The 18,490-nt window shown below is 54.7% G+C and carries 14 protein-coding genes; 8 read left to right on the top strand and 6 right to left on the bottom strand.

Going from position 1 to position 18,490, the window contains the following annotated elements; genetic code table 11:
- Nucleotides 1-92 precede the first annotated feature (92 nt).
- From ACMWKK_RS04430 to tyrR, 3 genes are all read left to right on the top strand, one after another.
- Nucleotides 93-1,490: a YcjX family protein gene (locus ACMWKK_RS04430; protein ID WP_112780127.1), complete on the top strand. Its 1,398-nt coding sequence runs from the start codon at nt 93-95 to the stop codon at nt 1,488-1,490.
- Nucleotides 1,487-2,539: a YcjF family protein gene (locus tag ACMWKK_RS04425; protein WP_112780128.1), complete on the top strand. Its 1,053-nt coding sequence runs from the start codon at nt 1,487-1,489 to the stop codon at nt 2,537-2,539. The genes ACMWKK_RS04430 and ACMWKK_RS04425 overlap by 4 nt, the downstream gene beginning before the upstream one ends.
- A 112-nt stretch (nt 2,540-2,651) precedes the next feature.
- Nucleotides 2,652-4,193: a transcriptional regulator TyrR gene (tyrR, locus tag ACMWKK_RS04420; RefSeq protein WP_045331158.1), complete on the top strand. Its 1,542-nt coding sequence runs from the start codon at nt 2,652-2,654 to the stop codon at nt 4,191-4,193.
- 36 nt (nt 4,194-4,229) lie between these two features.
- Here the strand turns inward: tyrR and ACMWKK_RS04415 are convergent, their stop codons facing one another.
- Nucleotides 4,230-5,438: an aldose 1-epimerase family protein gene (locus ACMWKK_RS04415; RefSeq protein ID WP_112780129.1), complete on the bottom strand. Its 1,209-nt coding sequence runs from the start codon at nt 5,436-5,438 to the stop codon at nt 4,230-4,232.
- Nucleotides 5,439-5,713: 275 nt separating this feature from the next.
- Nucleotides 5,714-6,220: a thiol peroxidase gene (gene tpx, locus ACMWKK_RS04410; protein ID WP_032640892.1), complete on the bottom strand. Its 507-nt coding sequence runs from the start codon at nt 6,218-6,220 to the stop codon at nt 5,714-5,716.
- 107 nt (nt 6,221-6,327) lie between these two features.
- Between tpx and ycjG the strand changes: the two genes are divergently transcribed.
- Nucleotides 6,328-7,293, top strand: coding sequence for an L-Ala-D/L-Glu epimerase (gene ycjG / locus ACMWKK_RS04405; RefSeq protein ID WP_045331153.1), 966 nt, complete (start codon nt 6,328-6,330; stop codon nt 7,291-7,293).
- On the opposite strand, the gene mpaA is transcribed toward ycjG, so the two are convergent.
- A complete protein-coding gene (gene mpaA / locus ACMWKK_RS04400; protein WP_112780130.1) occupies nt 7,284-7,997 on the bottom strand; it encodes a murein tripeptide amidase MpaA in 714 nt (237 codons plus the stop codon). The two genes, ycjG and mpaA, sit on opposite strands and share 10 nt — an antisense overlap.
- Nucleotides 7,998-8,182: 185 nt before the next feature.
- On the opposite strand from mpaA, the gene ACMWKK_RS04395 reads away from it, so the two are divergent.
- From ACMWKK_RS04395 to ACMWKK_RS04385, 3 genes are all read left to right on the top strand, one after another.
- Nucleotides 8,183-9,799 (top strand): peptide ABC transporter substrate-binding protein, encoded by a 1,617-nt coding sequence (locus ACMWKK_RS04395; RefSeq protein WP_045331149.1) that lies wholly within the window; start codon nt 8,183-8,185, stop codon nt 9,797-9,799.
- Between the two features lie 270 nt (nt 9,800-10,069).
- Nucleotides 10,070-12,487 carry a glycogen/starch/alpha-glucan phosphorylase gene (locus ACMWKK_RS04390; RefSeq protein ID WP_112780132.1) on the top strand — a complete coding sequence of 806 codons (2,418 nt, stop codon included), beginning with the start codon at nt 10,070-10,072 and terminating at the stop codon, nt 12,485-12,487.
- Between the two features lie 81 nt (nt 12,488-12,568).
- The gene (locus tag ACMWKK_RS04385; RefSeq protein WP_112780133.1) at nt 12,569-12,907 is read left to right on the top strand and encodes an STAS domain-containing protein; all 339 of its coding nucleotides are present in this window, start codon (nt 12,569-12,571) and stop codon (nt 12,905-12,907) included.
- 164 nt (nt 12,908-13,071) lie between these two features.
- Here the strand turns inward: ACMWKK_RS04385 and ACMWKK_RS04380 are convergent, their stop codons facing one another.
- The 3 genes from ACMWKK_RS04380 to ACMWKK_RS04370 form a co-directional block, all read right to left on the bottom strand.
- Entirely contained in the window at nt 13,072-13,212 is a 141-nt protein-coding gene (locus ACMWKK_RS04380; protein WP_141884615.1) for an Ecr family regulatory small membrane protein, read from the bottom strand.
- 73 nt (nt 13,213-13,285) lie between these two features.
- Nucleotides 13,286-14,518: a sensor domain-containing diguanylate cyclase gene (locus ACMWKK_RS04375; RefSeq protein WP_112780134.1), complete on the bottom strand. Its 1,233-nt coding sequence runs from the start codon at nt 14,516-14,518 to the stop codon at nt 13,286-13,288.
- 92 nt (nt 14,519-14,610) lie between these two features.
- Nucleotides 14,611-16,740 carry a putative bifunctional diguanylate cyclase/phosphodiesterase gene (locus ACMWKK_RS04370; protein ID WP_112780135.1) on the bottom strand — a complete coding sequence of 710 codons (2,130 nt, stop codon included), beginning with the start codon at nt 16,738-16,740 and terminating at the stop codon, nt 14,611-14,613.
- Between the two features lie 457 nt (nt 16,741-17,197).
- On the opposite strand from ACMWKK_RS04370, the gene ACMWKK_RS04365 reads away from it, so the two are divergent.
- Nucleotides 17,198-18,340, top strand: a complete 1,143-nt coding sequence (locus tag ACMWKK_RS04365) for a methyl-accepting chemotaxis protein (RefSeq protein ID WP_045331140.1) — start codon at nt 17,198-17,200, stop codon at nt 18,338-18,340.
- The last annotated feature ends 150 nt before the right edge of the window (nt 18,341-18,490 follow it).

Below are 18,490 nucleotides of genomic sequence, written 5' to 3'. Positions count from 1 at the left end.
GCAATAAATAAGAATTGATAATCAACGATCTGCCCCCATTTATTGTATTCTGAAACGATGCATTCAAGGCTTCCAGGCAACGAAGGACGGCGATGAAGCGACTTAAAAACGAAATCAATTCACTGGTGAACCGCGGCGTCGATCGTCATCTGCGTCTGGCCGTGACGGGGCTGAGCCGCAGCGGTAAGACGGCGTTTATCACCGCAATGGTAAACCAGCTCCTGCACCTGCACGCCGGGGCGCGTCTGCCGTTACTGAGCGCGGTTCGCGAAGAGCGCCTGCTGGGCGTTAAGCGCGTCCCGCAGCGTGATTTTGGTATTCCCCGTTTCACCTATGACGAAGGGCTGGCGCAGCTCTATGGCGACCCCCCTATGTGGCCGACGCCGACGCGAGGGGTGAGTGAAATTCGCCTTGCGCTACGTTTTCGCTCGAATGAATCCCTGATGCGCCACTTCAAGGATACCTCCACCCTGTATCTTGAGATCGTCGATTACCCCGGCGAATGGCTGCTCGATTTGCCTATGCTGGCGCAGGATTACCTCAGCTGGTCCCGGCAGATGACGGGGCTGTTGCAGGGGCAGCGCGCCGGGTGGTCGGCTAAATGGCGACAGCTCTGCGAGGGCCTGGACCCGCTTGCGCCCGCCGATGAAAACCGTCTGGCGGCCATTGCCGGGGCGTGGACGGACTATTTGCATCAGTGCAAGCAGGAGGGGCTGCACTTCATCCAGCCGGGGCGTTTTGTGTTGCCGGGTGATTTAGCGGGCGCACCCGCGCTGCAGTTCTTCCCGTGGCCGGACGTGGATGGGGTGGGCGAGTCGACGCTGGCGCAGGCGGACAAACATACGAACGCCGGGATGCTGCGCGAGCGTTACCATTACTACTGCGAAAAGGTGGTCAAGGGATTCTATAAAAATCACTTTTTACGCTTCGATCGCCAGATAGTGCTGGTGGATTGTCTGCAGCCGCTCAACAGCGGGCCGCAGGCATTCAACGATATGCGCCTCGCGCTGACGCAGCTGATGCAAAGTTTTCACTACGGGCAGCGGACGCTGTTTCGCCGTCTGTTCTCACCGGTGATCGACAAACTGCTTTTTGCGGCCACCAAGGCCGATCACGTCACGGTCGACCAGCATGCCAATATGGTATCGCTGCTGCAGCAGCTGGTGCAGGACGCCTGGCAAAACGCCGCCTTCGAAGGGATCGGCATGGATTGCCTTGGGCTCGCGTCCGTCCAGGCGACGCAAAGCGGGCTGATTGACCTCAACGGCGAGAAAATACCGGCGCTGCGCGGCAACCGGCTCAGCGACGGCGAACCGCTCACCGTCTATCCGGGCGAAGTGCCTGCGCGGCTGCCGGGTCAGGCCTTCTGGCAGAACCAGGGCTTCCAGTTTGAAGCCTTCCGCCCGCAGGCAATGAGCGTCGACAGGCCCTTACCGCACATCCGTCTGGATGCGGCGCTGGAGTTTTTGATTGGAGATAAATTGCGATGACGGAACCGTTAAAACCGCGCATAGACTTTACCGGAACGCTTGAGCAGAACCCTCAGGAGGCGTTCAAAACGGCGCAGACGTTCAGCGGTACTCAGGCCGATAATTTCGCCCCTGCGCTGCAGGACGAGCCCGCTGTTGAGGACGGTCCGGCAGAGGCTGTCGTGGATGCCGCGCTGCGTCCAAAACGCAGCCTGTGGCGTCGGATGGTCACCGCCGGTCTGGCGCTGTTTGGCGTAAGCGTGGTTGGGCAGGGCGTGCAGTGGACGATGAATGCCTGGCAAACGCAGGACTGGGTGGCGCTGGGCGGATGCGCCGCGGGTGCGCTGATTGTGGGGGCAGGCGTCGGTTCGGTTGCCACCGAGTGGCGTCGGCTCTGGCGTTTGCGACAGCGCGCGCACGAGCGTGACGAAGCGCGGGATCTGCTCCACAGCCACGGGACCGGCAAAGGTCGCGCATTTTGTGAAAAGCTGGCCAGCCAGGCAGGTATCGATCAGTCGCATCCGGCGCTTCAGCGCTGGTATGCCGCCATCCATGAAACCCAGAATGACCGGGAAGTGGTGACGCTCTACTCCCATATGGTACAGCCGGTGCTGGATGCCCAGGCGCGGCGCGAAATTAGCCGTTCAGCGGCGGAATCCACCCTGATGATTGCCGTCAGCCCGCTGGCGCTGGTCGATATGGCTTTTATCGCCTGGCGTAACCTGCGCCTGATCAACCGTATCGCGAACCTTTACGGTATTGAGCTGGGTTACTACAGCCGGATCAGATTGTTTAAGCTGGTCCTGCTCAATATCGCCTTTGCCGGGGCGAGCGAGCTGGTGCGCGAAGTGGGCATGGACTGGATGTCGCAGGATCTGGCGGCGCGCCTTTCAGCCCGTGCAGCCCAGGGGATCGGCGCGGGATTGCTGACGGCGCGTTTGGGGATAAAAGCGATGGAGGTCTGCCGTCCGCTGCCGTGGATTGACGGCGATAAGCCCCGTCTGGGGGATTTTCGACGTGAACTGATCGGCCAGCTCAAAGAGACGCTCAATAAAAAACCGGCTCCCTGAGGTTTTGTTCACTAATCGTGCTGGCTGTCAATATTTGTTGACAGCCATCTTCCGGATCACCGTGTTCTGACATATCATTTTACTGTTATTGGCTTAAAACGGTGAATTTCCCATGCGTCTTGAAGTCTTCTGTGAGGACCGTCTCGGTCTGACCCGCGAATTACTCGATCTTCTTGTTTTACGTAGCATTGATTTACGTGGCATTGAGATCGACCCTGTCGGGCGAATTTACCTCAATTTTGCCGAAATTGAATTTAATACCTTCAGCAGCCTGATGGCGGAAATCCGCCGTATCGCTGGCGTTACGGATGTCCGCACCATTCCCTGGATGCCCTCCGAGCGCGAGCACCTGGCGCTGAGCGCGCTGCTGGAAGCCATGCCGGAGCCGTTCCTCTCCCTGGATCTGAAAAGCAAAGTTGAGCGCGTTAACCACGCAAGCTGCCAGCTTTTCGCCCAGAGCCAGGAGAAGCTGAGCAATCATCATGCCGCGCAGCTGATCCCCGGCTTTAACTTCCAGCGCTGGCTGGACAGCAACCCGCAGAACACGCACAGCGAGCATGTGGTGATCAACGGGCAGAATTTCCTGATGGAAATCACGCCGGTCTATCTGAAAGGGGAAGGGAATACCCGCGTGCTGACCGGGGCGGTGATCATGCTGCGCTCGACGCTACGCATGGGTCGCCAGCTGCAAAACATTTCCAGCCAGGACGTGGGAGCCTTTAGCCAGATTATTGCCGTCAGCCCGAAAATGCGCCACGTGGTGGATCAGGCGCGCAAGCTTGCCAGCCTGACCGCGCCGCTGCTGATTACCGGCGATACCGGCACCGGGAAGGACCTGCTGGCGCACGCCGTCCATCTGGCAAGCCCGCGTGCGGCTAAGCCTTATCTGGCCCTTAACTGCGCCTCTATTCCGGAAGATGCCGTTGAAAGCGAGCTGTTTGGCCACGCGCCGGAAGGCAAGAAAGGGTTCTTCGAGCAGGCCAACGGCGGCTCCGTGCTGCTGGACGAGATCGGCGAAATGTCGCCGCGTATGCAGGCTAAGCTTCTGCGCTTCCTGAACGACGGTACGTTCCGCCGCGTCGGTGAGGATCACGAAGTGCATGTGGACGTGCGCGTCATCTGCGCCACCCAGAAAAACCTGGTGGAGCTGGTGCAAAAGGGGATCTTCCGCGAGGATCTCTATTATCGCCTCAACGTCCTGACGCTGAATATTCCGCCGCTGCGCGATTGCCCGCAGGACATCATGCCGCTGACGGAGCTGTTCGTCGCCCGCTTCGCCGACGAGCAGGGGGTGCCGCGTCCGAAGCTGTCCGCCGATCTCGGCACGGTGCTCATGCGCTACGGCTGGCCGGGCAACATTCGTCAGCTCAAAAACGCCGTTTATCGCGCGCTGACCCAGCTTGAAGGCTATGAGCTGCGTCCGCAGGATATCCTGTTGCCGGATTACGACGCCGGTACGGTATCGGTAGGCGAAGAGGCGATGGAAGGGTCGCTGGACGATATCACCAGCCGTTTCGAACGCTCGGTGCTGACCCAGCTGTACCGCAGCTACCCCAGCACCCGCAAGCTGGCAAAACGCCTTGGCGTCTCGCACACCGCGATCGCGAATAAGCTGCGCGAGTACGGTTTGAACCATAAGAAAGGTGATGAATAACAAAAAGCCTCTGTAAAGAGGCTTTTGGCTTTCGGTTTATTCCTTCGCCATCGGCGTGTTAATGATTTCCGTTTTTGTCTCGCCCTGAATAGACGCAATCCTGCTTTCGACCTCTTTCACCTGCTGCGGGCTATGCAGCAGGGTATAGGTCAGATCAAACTGCGCGCTGGCACCTGGCTGCAGCTGCTTAACCCGCTTCTGCTCGCGTTCAATGGTGACGGGGTAGGCGTAGCTGGTGCCCGGCTCAATGCCCGTGACATAACCCTGCTTCAGGGTGTCGGTATTTTTCCATAAGGTCAGCACGGGCAGCTGGCGGGTATCAAACTGGATTGACGCCCCTTTATCTCCGGCTTTATTGACCACCGCCGCAAGCGTCTCGTGGTTATTGTCCGCGAGCGGCTGAATGTTAAAGACCATCTCATCAAAGCCTTTTGTCGGCCCGGCATAGGTTTGCCAGTCGTTAACGCCCGCTTTGGCGTAGTCGTTGAATGGGCTCACGCTGACCGCTGGCGCAAGGAAGCGGGCGCCTTCTTCGAGGATCGGCGTCCCGAAGTTGCTGTGATAAATGATTTGGTAATCATGAGGGTAATCGGCGTGGTTGGTCAGCACATCGTGCAGGCTGAACCGGTTGGTACCGGGCACGTAGCGCAGTTCGGTCATGGTTTGCAGATCCGCTTTTTTGAACGTGCTCTCCTTGATTAAACCCCGTACGCGGATCTCATGCGGAGCGGCATCCGCCACTTCAACCTCCACCTGCGACACCGGCGTATTACCGGCCCGGCCATGAAGGGTATAAATTTGCCCGTCCGCGATAACCGGGTGTCCCGTCCACTCATAGCCACAGCGCACCATCATCTCGTTGAAACCATCCAGCCAGCCGAGACCGTTGCGGCTTTCAAGATTGATATAGGCCGGGTTAACGACCTCTTTAACCGGAGAATTCCAGCCCAGCCGGGTGCCAAATCCTTCCACGTGCAGAATGTTCATGCCGCGAGTCGGGCTTAGGGTAATGGTCAGGCCATCTTTGCTGGTAATAATGATGACTTTGCTGCCTTCCTGCTTACCGCCGTGCAGAACCTTTTGCTCAATGCTGAACGTATTATCCTGAACGTTCAGCTCCTCGCTGGAAATCTTCCAGTTTCCTTTCTCTACGCTGCTTTCAGCGCTTGTCAGCACCCAGGTTTTAGCCGCTGCATGGCCAGAAATCAGGACAGCGAGGAGCGTAAACGCGAATTTGATCTTCATATTTTATCCTTTTTGCTGAAACGATTATTTTCTTTCGTAAGCAAATCTAATGTTTAGGCAAAAAGGGAAATGTGATGGGCTTCACTGGGGGTGAAAATAGGGAATTTTAACGATTATTATGCGTTATCGATCACGATAACATTACATCTTATCTTACCTATTGCATGATTAATGTGATTTTCGAGCATTTATGCTTTAACGATTCAGCATTGATGAAATAAAAAACCCCGCCGTGGCGAGGTTGCGAATAAGCTGTATAGAATGCTAAGGACTTATTATGCTTTCAGCACGTCCAGCGCGGCAGCATAGTCCGGCTCGGTGGTGATTTCGTTAACCAGTTCGCTGAACAGAACGGTGTCGTTCTCATCAAGAACCAGTACAGCACGTGCTGCCAGACCCTTCAGCGGGCCTTCCGCGATGCTGACGCCGTATTTCTCGAGGAAATCAGCGCTGCGCAGGGTGGAAAGGGTGATGACGTTGCTCAGGCCTTCGGCACCGCAGAAACGGGACTGGGCAAACGGCAGGTCAGCGGAAATGCACAGCACAACGGTGTTGTCCATCTCGGTCGCCAGCTGGTTGAATTTACGCACGGATGCGGCACACACGCCGGTATCAATGCTTGGGAAAATGTTCAGCACTTTGCGTTTGCCCGCAAACTGAGCCAGTGTGACGTCAGACAGATCTTTAGCCACCAGGGTAAAAGCCTGCGCTTTGCTGCCAGCCTGCGGAATGGAACCTGCTACAGCAACCGGGTTGCCCTGGAAATGAACGAGTTGTGACATAGATATCTTCCTGTTTACATATAGTTAACGTCGAGGCTAGTGTATGCCATCAGCGGATAACACGGCAAACCAAATTTTTCGCCTTTACGGGCCGCAAGGAGTCAGTGATGAGAAGCGTTAAGGTCTATGAAGAAGCCTGGCCATTGCATACCCCGTTTGTGATCTCCCGCGGCAGCCGAAGCGAAGCCAGCGTGGTCGTGGTTGAAATCGAAGACGAGGGTGTGAAAGGCGTCGGGGAATGCACGCCTTACCCGCGTTATGGGGAAAGCCTTGCCTCGGTGATGGCGCAGATCATGACCCTAGTGCCTGACCTGCAAAAAGGGCTCACGCGGGAGGCGCTGCAGCAGCGTTTGCCTGCCGGGGCGGCGCGCAACGCCATCGACTGTGCGCTCTGGAGCCTTGAGGCCGCCAGGCGGCAGCAATCCCTGCCGTCCCTGCTGGGCGTGGCGCTGCCCGCATCGGTCGTGACGGCGCAAACGGTCGTAATTGGTGAGCCGGAGCAGATGGCCGCCAGCGCTAAAGCGCTCTATGACGCCGGCGCCACGGTGCTAAAAGTGAAGCTCGACGACCGCCTGATCAGCGAGCGGATGGTCGCCATTCGCTCGGCGGTGCCCGCTGCCACGCTGATTGTCGACGCCAACGAGTCGTGGCATCCCGAAGGGCTGGCCGCGCGATGCCAGCTGCTGGCCGACCTGGGCGTGGCGATGCTGGAGCAGCCTCTGCCAGCTAAGGACGATGCGGCGCTGAAGAATTTTATCCATCCGTTGCCCGTGTGCGCGGATGAGAGCTGCCACACCCGCGAGAGTCTGAGCGAGCTGAAGGGCAGCTATGACATGGTCAACATCAAGCTCGACAAGACCGGCGGGCTGACGGAAGCGCTGGCCCTTGCGGCGGAAGCGCAGGCGCAGGGCTTCGCCCTGATGCTGGGATGCATGCTCTGCACATCCCGGGCAATCGGCGCGGCGCTGCCGCTGGTCAATCAGGTCCGCTTCGCGGATCTGGATGGCCCGACCTGGCTGGCGGTTGACGTTTCACCTGCGCTGAATTTCACCAGCGGCGTGCTTCATCTTTGAGGCTGCCAGCGCAGAAGCTCCACCATTGCTTTTAGGTATTTTTCGCTGGCTTCGTCGGAGGAAATCGGCGGGAATTCAGCGGTGATGCACGGCAGGCTTAAATCGGCACACCAGCTTCCGAACGAGCCCGGCGTTTCATACCCTACGCTGGTGACGAGCGGCAGAGCGAATGCCCCGGCCAGCCACTCGCCAAGGTCGGAGTGGCGCGGATCTTCAATGCAGGCCAGCGGATCGTGGAAGGAGACAACCCATGCGGGGTGGATCTTATGGATAAGCTGGCAAAGCGCCTGCGTTTCTGGCTCCGAGCCGGGCTTGTCTCCCGTCAGCAGCACCACGTCCCGCTCTTCGGCGGAGCTGTTCCAGCGATACACCGTTTCTCCGGCGCGCCAGTTTGCCGCCGGGAAATTACGGTTCAGGTCGACTCCCCGCGCATTCGCGCGTAACCCAAGCTGACAGCCATCCGGATTGACGGCAAGAATCACGTGATGACGCCGCAGTGATGGCGTAAGCGTCCGCAGCGCGCACGAGAGCGTGACGACAGACGAGTTCTCATCGCCGTGGGTGCCGGCAATAATCAGACCGCTGTCGCGATCGGCATCGGGCGCCGGGAACCAGATTAGCGATGCGCCTAAAAATGAGCGGCCATATTGCTCCGCGCCCGGTGGAAAGGCGCCGCGTTCCGCGCGTGGTCGGGTGGTTGCCATACGAAATCCTGATTAAGAAGTCTCTACTGGCAGTGTTGTGCAAAACACGCGGTTAATCAAATAGTTTCCTTGGTGGCTCAGAATTGCCTCAAATCACTATTCCTGACGAAGGTATTTGCATTTCTCTGTTTCGAAACAAATAATTACGCATCTGCTTGTTACCTGAATTCATTAAAGGGGATCTTATGAAGCATCCTGTTTCGCGTCTCTGCGCTGCACTGTTCCTGTGCGGACTTTCTACACTCTCGTACGCGGCTGACGTGCCCCAGGGCACGGTACTGGCGCAAAAACAGGAGCTGGTCAGGCATATTAAAGATGAACCGGCTTCGCTCGATCCGGCAAAAGCGGTGGGTTTACCCGAGATTCAGGTGATTCGCGATCTCTTTGAAGGGCTGGTCAATCAGAACGAGAAGGGGGAACTGACCCCGGGCGTGGCGACGCGCTGGCAGAGCAACGATAACCGTATCTGGACGTTCATCCTGCGTGACGATGCGAAATGGTCGGACGGTACGCCCGTCACCGCACAGGATTTTGTCTACAGCTGGCAGCGTCTGGTAGACCCGAAAACCACTTCTCCGTTTGCCTGGTTTGCGGCGCTGGCGGGCATCAGCAACGCGCAGGCCATTATCGACGGCAAAGCGGCGCCTGACACGCTGGGCGTGACGGCGGTGGATGCCAGAACGTTACGCGTTCAGCTGGACAAACCGCTACCGTGGTTCAGCAACCTGACGGCAAACTTTGCCTTCTATCCGGTGCAAAAAGCGAACGTTGAAAGCGGGAAAGAGTGGACGCGTCCCGGAGCGCTGGTGGGGAATGGCGCCTACGTCCTGAACGATCGCGTGGTGAATGAAAAACTGGTTGTCGTGCCCAATACCCACTACTGGGACAATGCGAAAACTGTCCTGCAAAAGGTGACCTTCATTCCGATTAACCAGGAATCGTCCGCCACCAAACGCTATCTGGCAGGGGATATTGATATTACCGAATCGTTCCCCAAAAACATGTATCAGAAGCTGCTGAAGGACATTCCGGGACAGGTGTATACGCCGCCTCAGCTCGGGACCTATTACTACGCGTTTAATACGCAAAAGGGACCGACGGCCGACTCCCGCGTGCGTCTGGCGCTGAGTATGACGATCGATCGCCGCATTATGGCGGAAAAGGTATTAGGAACCGGTGAAAAACCGGCCTGGCATTTCACCCCCGACGTGACGGCGGGCTTCACGCCTGAACCTTCACCGTTCGAGCAGATGTCCCAGCAGGAGCTGAACGCTCAGGCGAAAACCCTGCTCCAGGCCGCAGGCTATGGCCCTCAGCGCCCGCTGAAGCTGACCCTGCTGTACAACACCTCGGAAAACCACCAGAAGATCGCCATTGCGGTGGCGTCGATGTGGAAGAAAAATCTCGGTGTGGATGTCAAACTGCAAAACCAGGAGTGGAAAACCTATATCGACAGCCGTAATACCGGCAATTTCGACGTGATCCGCGCATCATGGGTAGGCGATTACAATGAGCCGTCAACCTTCTTGTCGCTGCTGACCTCAACCCACAGCGGCAACATCTCGCGTTTCAACGACCCGGCTTACGATAAGATTATCCACCAGGCGACGCTGGAAACCACGGCGAAAGCGCGTAATACGGACTACAACATGGCGGAGAAGATCCTCATGGAGAAAGCGCCTATTGCGCCCATTTACCAGTACACCAACGGCCGCCTGATCAAGCCCTGGGTGAAAGGCTATCCCATTACTAACCCGGAAGATGTGGCGTATAGCCGGACGATGTATATAGAGAAGCACTAGCGGACAGGGAATTATTGTTAAGGTAAGATTACTTCTGTCACACACTGAACTGGCGCGAAACCCGGCGCCAGTTGCTCTTTCAGATCCTCTACCGCAACCGCAAAAACCGGTTCTTATCAGACGAAACTCACTGCCGATATTTCCCTGACGATTCAAAAACAACATAACAGGCAAAAATTGCCTGAGTTGAACATCGCCGTCTACACTTGAACAAAATAATATCTTGTGTACTGCATATTTAATATAACCAGTCACGTCAGTGAGGTCACTATGTCTTTCACTAACAGCGAGTTGCGTGAGCTTGTCGAAACACAGTTAAAATATACTTTGTGCGTTGACGTGAACAAGGCTACCAACGGCGATATATTCAATGCGGTGGCGCTGGCCGTGCGGTATTTTCAGCAAGATCGCTTTCTCGAGAGTCAGGCCCGGCAATCCGCGGAAAAGAAAAAACGCGTTTATTATATCTCGATGGAATTTTTACTCGGGCAATCATTGCGCAACAACCTGATGAACATGAACTTGCTGGAGGATATGCGTCAGGCTGTCAATGACCTTGGATTTGATTTCGATTCTATTTTTGATGAAGAGCCCGATGCCGCGCTTGGAAATGGCGGGCTAGGGCGCCTGGCAGCCTGCTTTATTGATTCTATGGCCACGTTAGACCTTGCGGCATCGGGGCACGGTATCAAATACGAATATGGTCTGTTCAGGCAATCTTTTCAGAATGGACAGCAGGTTGAACATCCGGACGACTGGCATTCCATGCGCTCGCCCTGGCTCGTTGAACATCATAGCCAGGCAATGCTGATCCCCATCGGGGGTTATATCGAGCATGCAGATGATGCTGAGGGACATTATAACCCGATGTGGATGGGGTGGAATACCATCGTGGGTATCCCGAATGACTATTTCGTTTCTGGCTACAGGGGGAGCACCACGAATAAACTTCGATTATACAGTGCTGTCGCCTCTAATTCTTTCAATATTCATATTTTCAACCACGGTGATTATATCAAAGCGGTGAGTGAAAAAATCGCCTCCGAAAATATATCAAAAATACTCTATCCTTCTGATGAGGTCCTTTCCGGTAAAGAGCTGCGGCTGACGCAGGAGTATTTTCTCGTTGCTTGTACCTTGCGGGATATATTTCGGGAATACGCTGAGACTGGCACCGACATTTCGTTACTGCCACATCACGTGGCTATCCAGTTAAATGATACCCATCCAGCGCTGGCCGTTGTCGAGTTGATGCGGATACTGGTAGATGAACATAGCCTTCCCTGGGAGCAGGCCTGGGATATCACCCAGCGAACCTGTGCCTACACGAACCACACCCTGATGCCAGAGGCCCTGGAAACCTGGCCAGTAGCGTTGTTTGAAAAACTGCTGCCGCGTCACTTGCAGATTATTTTTGAGATTAACCACCGTTTCCTGGAGGATGTCGCCGCCCGCTGGCCGGACGAACCGCACCTGCTTTCCTCCTTATCTCTCTTTTCGGGGGATAACGATAAAAGTATCAGGATGGCAAATTTGGCCATCGTCGGGAGCCACCGCGTGAACGGGGTAGCAAAGCTCCATTCCGAGCTTATCAAAACACATCTGGTACCTGATTTTTACTTCATTACGCCCGATAAGTTCATCAATCAGACCAACGGGATCACGCCGCGCAGGTGGTTGCAGCAGGCTAACCCAAATCTTGCTGCGTTTCTGAATCAGCAGATAGGTACCCGATGGCCGACGGATTTACATCTGCTCCGCCAGCTGGAGAAGCATGCGGATGATACGGGGGCGATCGATCGCATCCGCAGTATTAAATTCAAAAACAAATCCACGCTGAGCGATATTGTTTCACAGCGCTATGGGATCATGCTGGATCCGATGGCGATGTTTGATTGCCAGGTTAAACGCATACATGAATACAAGCGCCAGCTTCTGAATATTTTACACGTCATTTCTCTCTATCTCGATATCAAAGAAAATGGGAGAACGATAGCGCCTAAGGTGCATCTCTTCGCAGGTAAAGCGGCACCCGGTTATCGAATGGCAAAGCTTATTATTCAGTTAATTAATACGGTGGCGAATAAAATCAACAGCGATGCGCGTATTGCCGGGCAGTTGAAGGTCATTTTTCTTGAGGATTACAAAGTCTCGTTAGCCGAAAGCATTATACCGGCAACGGACCTTTCTGAACAAATCTCCACGGCCGGAACGGAGGCCTCTGGAACCAGTAATATGAAATTCGCACTAAACGGGGCGTTAACCATCGGTACGTATGATGGTGCCAATATTGAAATTCTTAATGCTGTCGGGGCGGAGAACTTCTATCTTTTTGGCGCTGTTGCTGAAGACATCGCTAAAATGCGGGGCAATGGCGATAATAATCGGTTTTATCGTCAAAGCCATCCGAAAGTGATGCGCACAGTCGATACGCTCGTCTCCGGCCTGTTTACCGCCGATCGTGAAGTTTTTGCACCGTTACACCGTATGTTAACCACAGCCGATCATTATTGCCATCTGCTGGATTTTGACAGCTACAGTCAAACGCAATATCAGGCAATGGCGGATTTTGAACATCCCGACCAGTGGCATCGGAAGGCCCTGTTAAATATCAGTCGAATGGGAGAGTTTTCGAGTGACAGAACCATTCAGGGCTATGCAAAAGATATTTGGGGAATAGAGTGCTGAGGGTATTTCCCCTGCTATCTTTTGGAAACGATGTCGGTGACTCGAAAAGCCAGCGTGCTACAGCAAATGCCGAGGATGATGATGAACATTGAAATACAGAGTGAAAATGACGTACAGATCGTTGTTCCGCTGGTTCGCAGACTGGATGCGTCCGTCGAATCAACCTTTAAGCAGCAGGTGCTGGAGATTATGGAGAAAGGTCATAAAAAGGTCGTGCTGGACTTCAGCCATGTCGATTTTATTGACAGCAGCTGTCTCGGTGCGCTGGTATCGATACTCAAGAGTGTAAACGGCAGGGGGGAACTGGTGCTGTGTTCCCTCAACAGCAACACTCACGACCTGTTTAAGCTGACCAGAATGGATCGTATTTTTTCTATCAAGACTAATCGGCAGGATGCTTTGCTGATGTTGCGGGGCTGAATGGCCGGAGATAAAAAAGCCCGTCAGAGCACGGGCAACATAAGCAAGTGAATAAATGATTCGTTATCAACGTTGTTGGAGGATAACGACGCGTATTTTACGCGGCCATCAGGTATGCAGATACCTGACAAAGTCGGTAGGTGAAACAGGAAATCAAACGTGCGTTACGGTGCGTCGAAGGTCGGGTAAAGGCTATTTTCGAGAAACTCGACGAGATACCAGACCTCACCGCTAAAAATAAACCATAAGCCAAATATAATAAGCAGTAAAACAATTAAGGTGAGTATTATTTCTGTTTTTCCCATTGAAGCTTTTACCCACCTGCGCTAATTCATTCGAGGTGGGCATTGTAGCGGGGCTTTCCCGGATACTCCAGTTTCATGCAGCAAGGACTTTATTACGGCCATCATTTTTGGCGCGATACAGCGCATCGTCCACGCGCTTAAACAGCTCATCAATACTCTCGCCCTGATTATGCCGAGCCACGCCAATGCTGACGGTAAACCGCGGTAGGCCCGGGATCGTAATGCGGGCAACCGCTGCACGGATCGACTCGGCAATCTGCAGCGCGGTATCGAGCGCGGTATGCGGCAGCAGGATCACGAACTCTTCTCCGCCCCAGCGGAACACCATGTCGTTCTCCCGGCTACAGGCCTCCAGCGTTCGCGAGAGGGCGATAAGAACCTCATCACCTTTCAGATGACCGAACAGATCGTTGATGTTTTTGAAATGATCGGTATCCACCAGCAGCAGGCTAAACTGCTGTTGCGCGGGAAGATAGTTGAGGCTGCTTTGATCGGTAATCGCGTAGAACTGCCGCCGGTTGAGGAGCCCGGTCATGGAGTCACGTAACGCCGCATGTTCCAGCTCCTGTTCCAGCCTTTTTTGCTCGGTGATATCGTGAATGATGCACAGCATCAGCTTGTCACCGTAGATCTCAATGGGCCCGGCATAGGTCTGAACGTGACGGGTGGAGCCATCGGCAAGGCGGTGAATAAAATTGAGTGGCTTATGTCCCCCCGGCAGTGCGGCAATCGCCGTCATGATGGGCAGCACGTCTCGCCCCAGGGTATTAATTTCCCAGGTATGTCTACTGCACATGTCATCATGTGAATAACCATAAAAATTGAGCGCGGCCAGATTCGCATCAACGATTTGGCCATCGCGGGCAGGGTCGATTAGCAGCATCGGGGCGCTGTTGGTCTCAAAAAAGCGCGCATAAAAACCCTGTTTTTTCCGTCGATAGGTGGCGGACCGGCTGGCCTTTAATCCTGAAAGCGTTGGTGGGTAGATCCCCTCAAAAACAATGACATCTCCCCAGGGGGCGTAGTGGGCAAGCGAGAGACGACAGCTTAACGGCGTATCCTGTCCATCCCGGCTCAGCGTCCAGATTTCGACGATCTCCTGCTCTGTTTTCAGTTCAGGCACATACATCGACAGGAGGGTCTGTGCCCTGGCGGAATAGATCCCTTTGCGCAGCCCGTCGAGCGTTTTATTCCCCATGGCCTGCATTGCGGCCGCATTGGCAAAAACGATCTGTTCCGACACGGGTGAAATAAGCCAGACGGGTGTTTTAATTACATTTAATGCATCAAAACAAGGTTGCGACATAGGCGTTTCCTGGTCATCGGCAACGTGTGCCTGACAATCATGACAGAATTGACTCGCGTGTACTCCTTTGAAACATACTCCAGTTAACCCCGTCAGGCATGATTTTTTTGTGAAGCAAATGCATGTTCCGGATGAATTTTACCAATGGGTACAATTTGCTTGTCGGAGTTTATTTGCAGAAGCAGCCACGGCACCTGTTCAGCAGGTAAGGGGCGGGAGAAGAGGTAACCCTGCAGGTAATCGCAGCCGAGACGGGTGAGAACCGCCTGCTGCTCTTCCGTCTCAATCCCCTCAGCCACCACGTTCATCTCCATGGTCCTGGCGATACTGATAATGGTTTCAACCAGCTTGTAGCTTTTTTCATTTTCCAGCATCGAGGTGACAAAGCTTCGGTCGATCTTAAGCTCTTTAGCCGGAAGCACGCTCAGCATCAGCAGGTTGGAGTAGCCCGTCCCAAAATCATCAATCGAGACGACGATCCCCGCGTGGTTAAACGCATTGAGTAACTCAATGCTGCGGTCGAGGTTTTTAAGCGCGGTGCTCTCGGTTACCTCAAGAATCAGCCTGGACGGAGACAGGTTATATTTCTCCAGCATTGACGACACGATAGTGAAAATGTCGGGCTGCTCGAACTGGACGGGGGAGAGGTTGAGCGAGAGCGTCCACTGGCTGAAGCCTTGCTCAGTCCAGAAATGAAGCTGTCGGCATGCCGCTTCAATGGCCCAGTTGCCTACGGGAATAATTAAGCCAGTTTGTTCCAGCGAAGGGATAAAAAGATGAGGAAGTACAACGCCTTGCTCAGGATGACGCCAGCGCAGCAGGGCTTCAAAACCGTGAATGGTTTTCTCCTGTGCATACCAGGTTGGCTGGTACCACAGTTCAAACTGATCGCGTTCAAGCGCCTGAGAGAGCGCCTGCAGGAAGCCGGGTTTCGCCGGGATAGCGGTTGACATCTCGGCCCGGTAAATCGTCCAGCCGTTTCGGCCCTCTTCTTTGACGTGGTGCAAGGCGGCATCCGCCTTGAGTTTCAGCTCGTGCAGCGTTTCACCATCCCGGGGATAGAGGCTGACGCCCGCACTGATTGTGGCGCTCAGCGCATGCCCGCAGATCGAAAGCGGGCGTCGAACATCTTCCAGCAACGCGGTGAGCAGGGCGTTGAGCTTGTCGTCATCACATTCAGGCACCAGCAGGATAAAGGCGTCTCCTCCCAGCCTTGCCAGCGTCATTTCGCGCGTGAGCCGGGCGGTGATGCGCTGCGCAACGGCGATTAAAAACTCATCACCGACGCTGTGCCCCCACGTATCGTTAATGCGCTTGAAGTGATCGACGTTCAGAAAAATCACGGCGAATGGCCTGTTGCTCAGCAACGCGCTGCGCAGACAATCCTGCATGCGCAGATCCATCTGGTGACGGTTAGCGAGCCCGGTGAGCGCATCAAAGCGCGCCTGTAGCTCAAGCTGGCGGTTGAGCTGCTGCAGATTATCCGTCAGCCGGCCGGTGCGCCGGTGTGAATCGACAAGTGAAATAATTAACATCACGCCGAGCAGGCAGAGCGTGGTGACTGAAACCCAGATGGATAACCCCAGCTCGCCAATTCCCCCGGGCAGGGTATGCGCCATATCCTGAAACTGCGCGGCGCTCATGCCGGTATAGTGCATCGCACAAATCGCGGCGCCCATGACGACGGCCGCGAGAATGCGTTCAATAACGACGCCTTTGTGTTTATCCCGCAGACGGAAGGCCAGCCACAGCGCCGTGCCGGAGGCAACAACGGCAATGACCACGGACAGCCCCACCCAGCGGCGATCCCAGATGATGCTGCCATCCAGCATCAGCGCGGCCATACCAATGTAGTGCATCGACACCACGCCAGCGCTCAGGATCGCCGTGGCCAGGAGCAGTCGAAAGGGGGAGCGTTTTTTGCCCGTAACGGCAATATTAAGGGCCGTGGTGGAAGCCACTACCGCGACGCCCAGTGATGCGAGGGTTAACCACAGGTCGTAGCTCATCATCATGGGCATTTGCATCGACAGCATGCCGATAAAGTGCATCGACCAAATGCCAATGCCCAGCGTAACCCCACCGGCAATGCGCCAGAACAGGGCAGCTTTTCTGCTGGAAAGGGGGATCTTCCCGGCGCTGTCCAGTGCCACGAAGGAGGCGATAAACGCCACCAGATAAGAGATAGCGATTAACACAGGGTCCCACGATATATTGAGCATTATGCAATCCCACGCCTGAGAGGGTTACCGATTTCGCCTGCCGGGTACTTCTTTATCTGGCAACGAACATGCGCATTCAAACCATATTAGTTATTTATCGTGAAAAATGACCAGTCATATTAATACTCTAAAACTTAATAAGAATATAAAATATATTCTATGGTTAATTTCTTAAGCGTTGCTAAACAAAAGAGAATAATAGTAGCAAAGCTCCTTAAACAGGTGGGCGATCGTATCGTTTCACCGCGGGCGATCCTATCGCTTAACATGGCCGGAGACCAGTATCACAGCATGCTGAGCAGAACATTTTCACTAATACGTTCTTTTTTATCTGACTTAAGGTAAATCTCAGGATGCTAACGGCGAAACTAAAAACAAGCGCCGTTTGCAATGAAAAACTTGCGGGCCAATGCTATAAGTCTAAGTGCCGACCAAAATATAAAACGTGGGTATTATCATGCTAAAAAATATGAGCATCAGGACCTTTATTATTGGGTTCCTCGTATCGCTATTTTTAGTTAATGCAGGTGTCGTTGTTTTATTTTCCAGCAATCCGTCTCTCTTTATTTCGCTTAACGCCATCAACTTCGTTGCGCTATTTTTGCTCTGGGTCTATATGACGAAGTATCTTGTCACGCCGATCAATACGGTGAAGAAAAGTATTGAAGAGGTGACGGCAGGAAACCTGGGCGTCTCTATCCCCGAATTTGGCAATAACTGTGCGGGCCGGCTTATCCCCGGGATCAACAGCCTTTCCGGCAACATTGCGACGCTGGTGCGCGAGATCAGGGCGTCATCGCAGACCGCCATGACCTTGTCGGATCAACTCTCGGCGCGAAGCGCTCAGCTCTCGGTGAAAACCGAGCAGCAGTCTGCGTCTTTAGTGCAAACTGCAGCCAGCATGGAGCAAATGGCCGCGAGCACCAAAAACAATGCTGATAACACCCGTCTGGCGAGCGAGCAGGCAAACGTTGCAACGCTACAGGCGCGCAAGGGCGGCGAGCTCATGGGGCAGGTCGCCAGCAATATGCAGTCCATTACCGAATGCGCCCAGCAGATGACGGAGATCATTTCGCTGATTGACGGCATTGCGTTTCAGACGAATATCCTGGCGCTCAATGCGGCCGTTGAGGCGGCTCGGGCGGGCGATCACGGTAAGGGGTTTTCCGTCGTTGCGGAAGAGGTCAGAAACCTGGCACACCGCAGCGCAGAGGCCGCGAAGAACATCAAAACGCTGATTGACGTCACCAGCAGCAACGTCACGCAGGGAGCCAGCGTGGTGTCGCAGGCAGAGAAAAACATGCACGAAATCGTGACCGGCTCGGGGAATGTCAGCCGGTTGATGGACGACATTTCCGCGTCGACGTCGGAGCAGGAGAAGGGCATTTCCCAGATCACGCTGGCGCTTTCGGAGCTGGAGCGGGTTACGCAAAGTAACGTGGCAATGGCGGAAGAACTCAACGGTTCCTCTGATGTACTGCGCAATCAGGTGATTGAGCTGCAGGCCCGGACGCGTAATTTTAGACTCGACCCGGGTTCCCTCTCCTCATTATCTACCGGCTCGTCCTCCTTCCTTCAGCGGCCAGAGCACTCTCTCTGATACCGCCGCAATTTCATGCCGGGTGGCGCTGCGCTTACCCGGCCTACACGCTCAATCTCGACGCTCGACATTCCCGCATGTACATTTCCTGAGCGATTTCAGCGCGATGGCATACATAGTTGTTGCTTAACCCCTGATGGAGGCTAGACT

Source organism: Enterobacter sp. 01-M-03-SI-ECC, assembly GCF_047530215.1.
GTDB classification, from domain to species: domain Bacteria; phylum Pseudomonadota; class Gammaproteobacteria; order Enterobacterales; family Enterobacteriaceae; genus Enterobacter; species Enterobacter chengduensis.
Note: the sequence above shows the minus strand (reverse complement) of the source record. Positions and strands in the feature narration are given on the sequence as shown.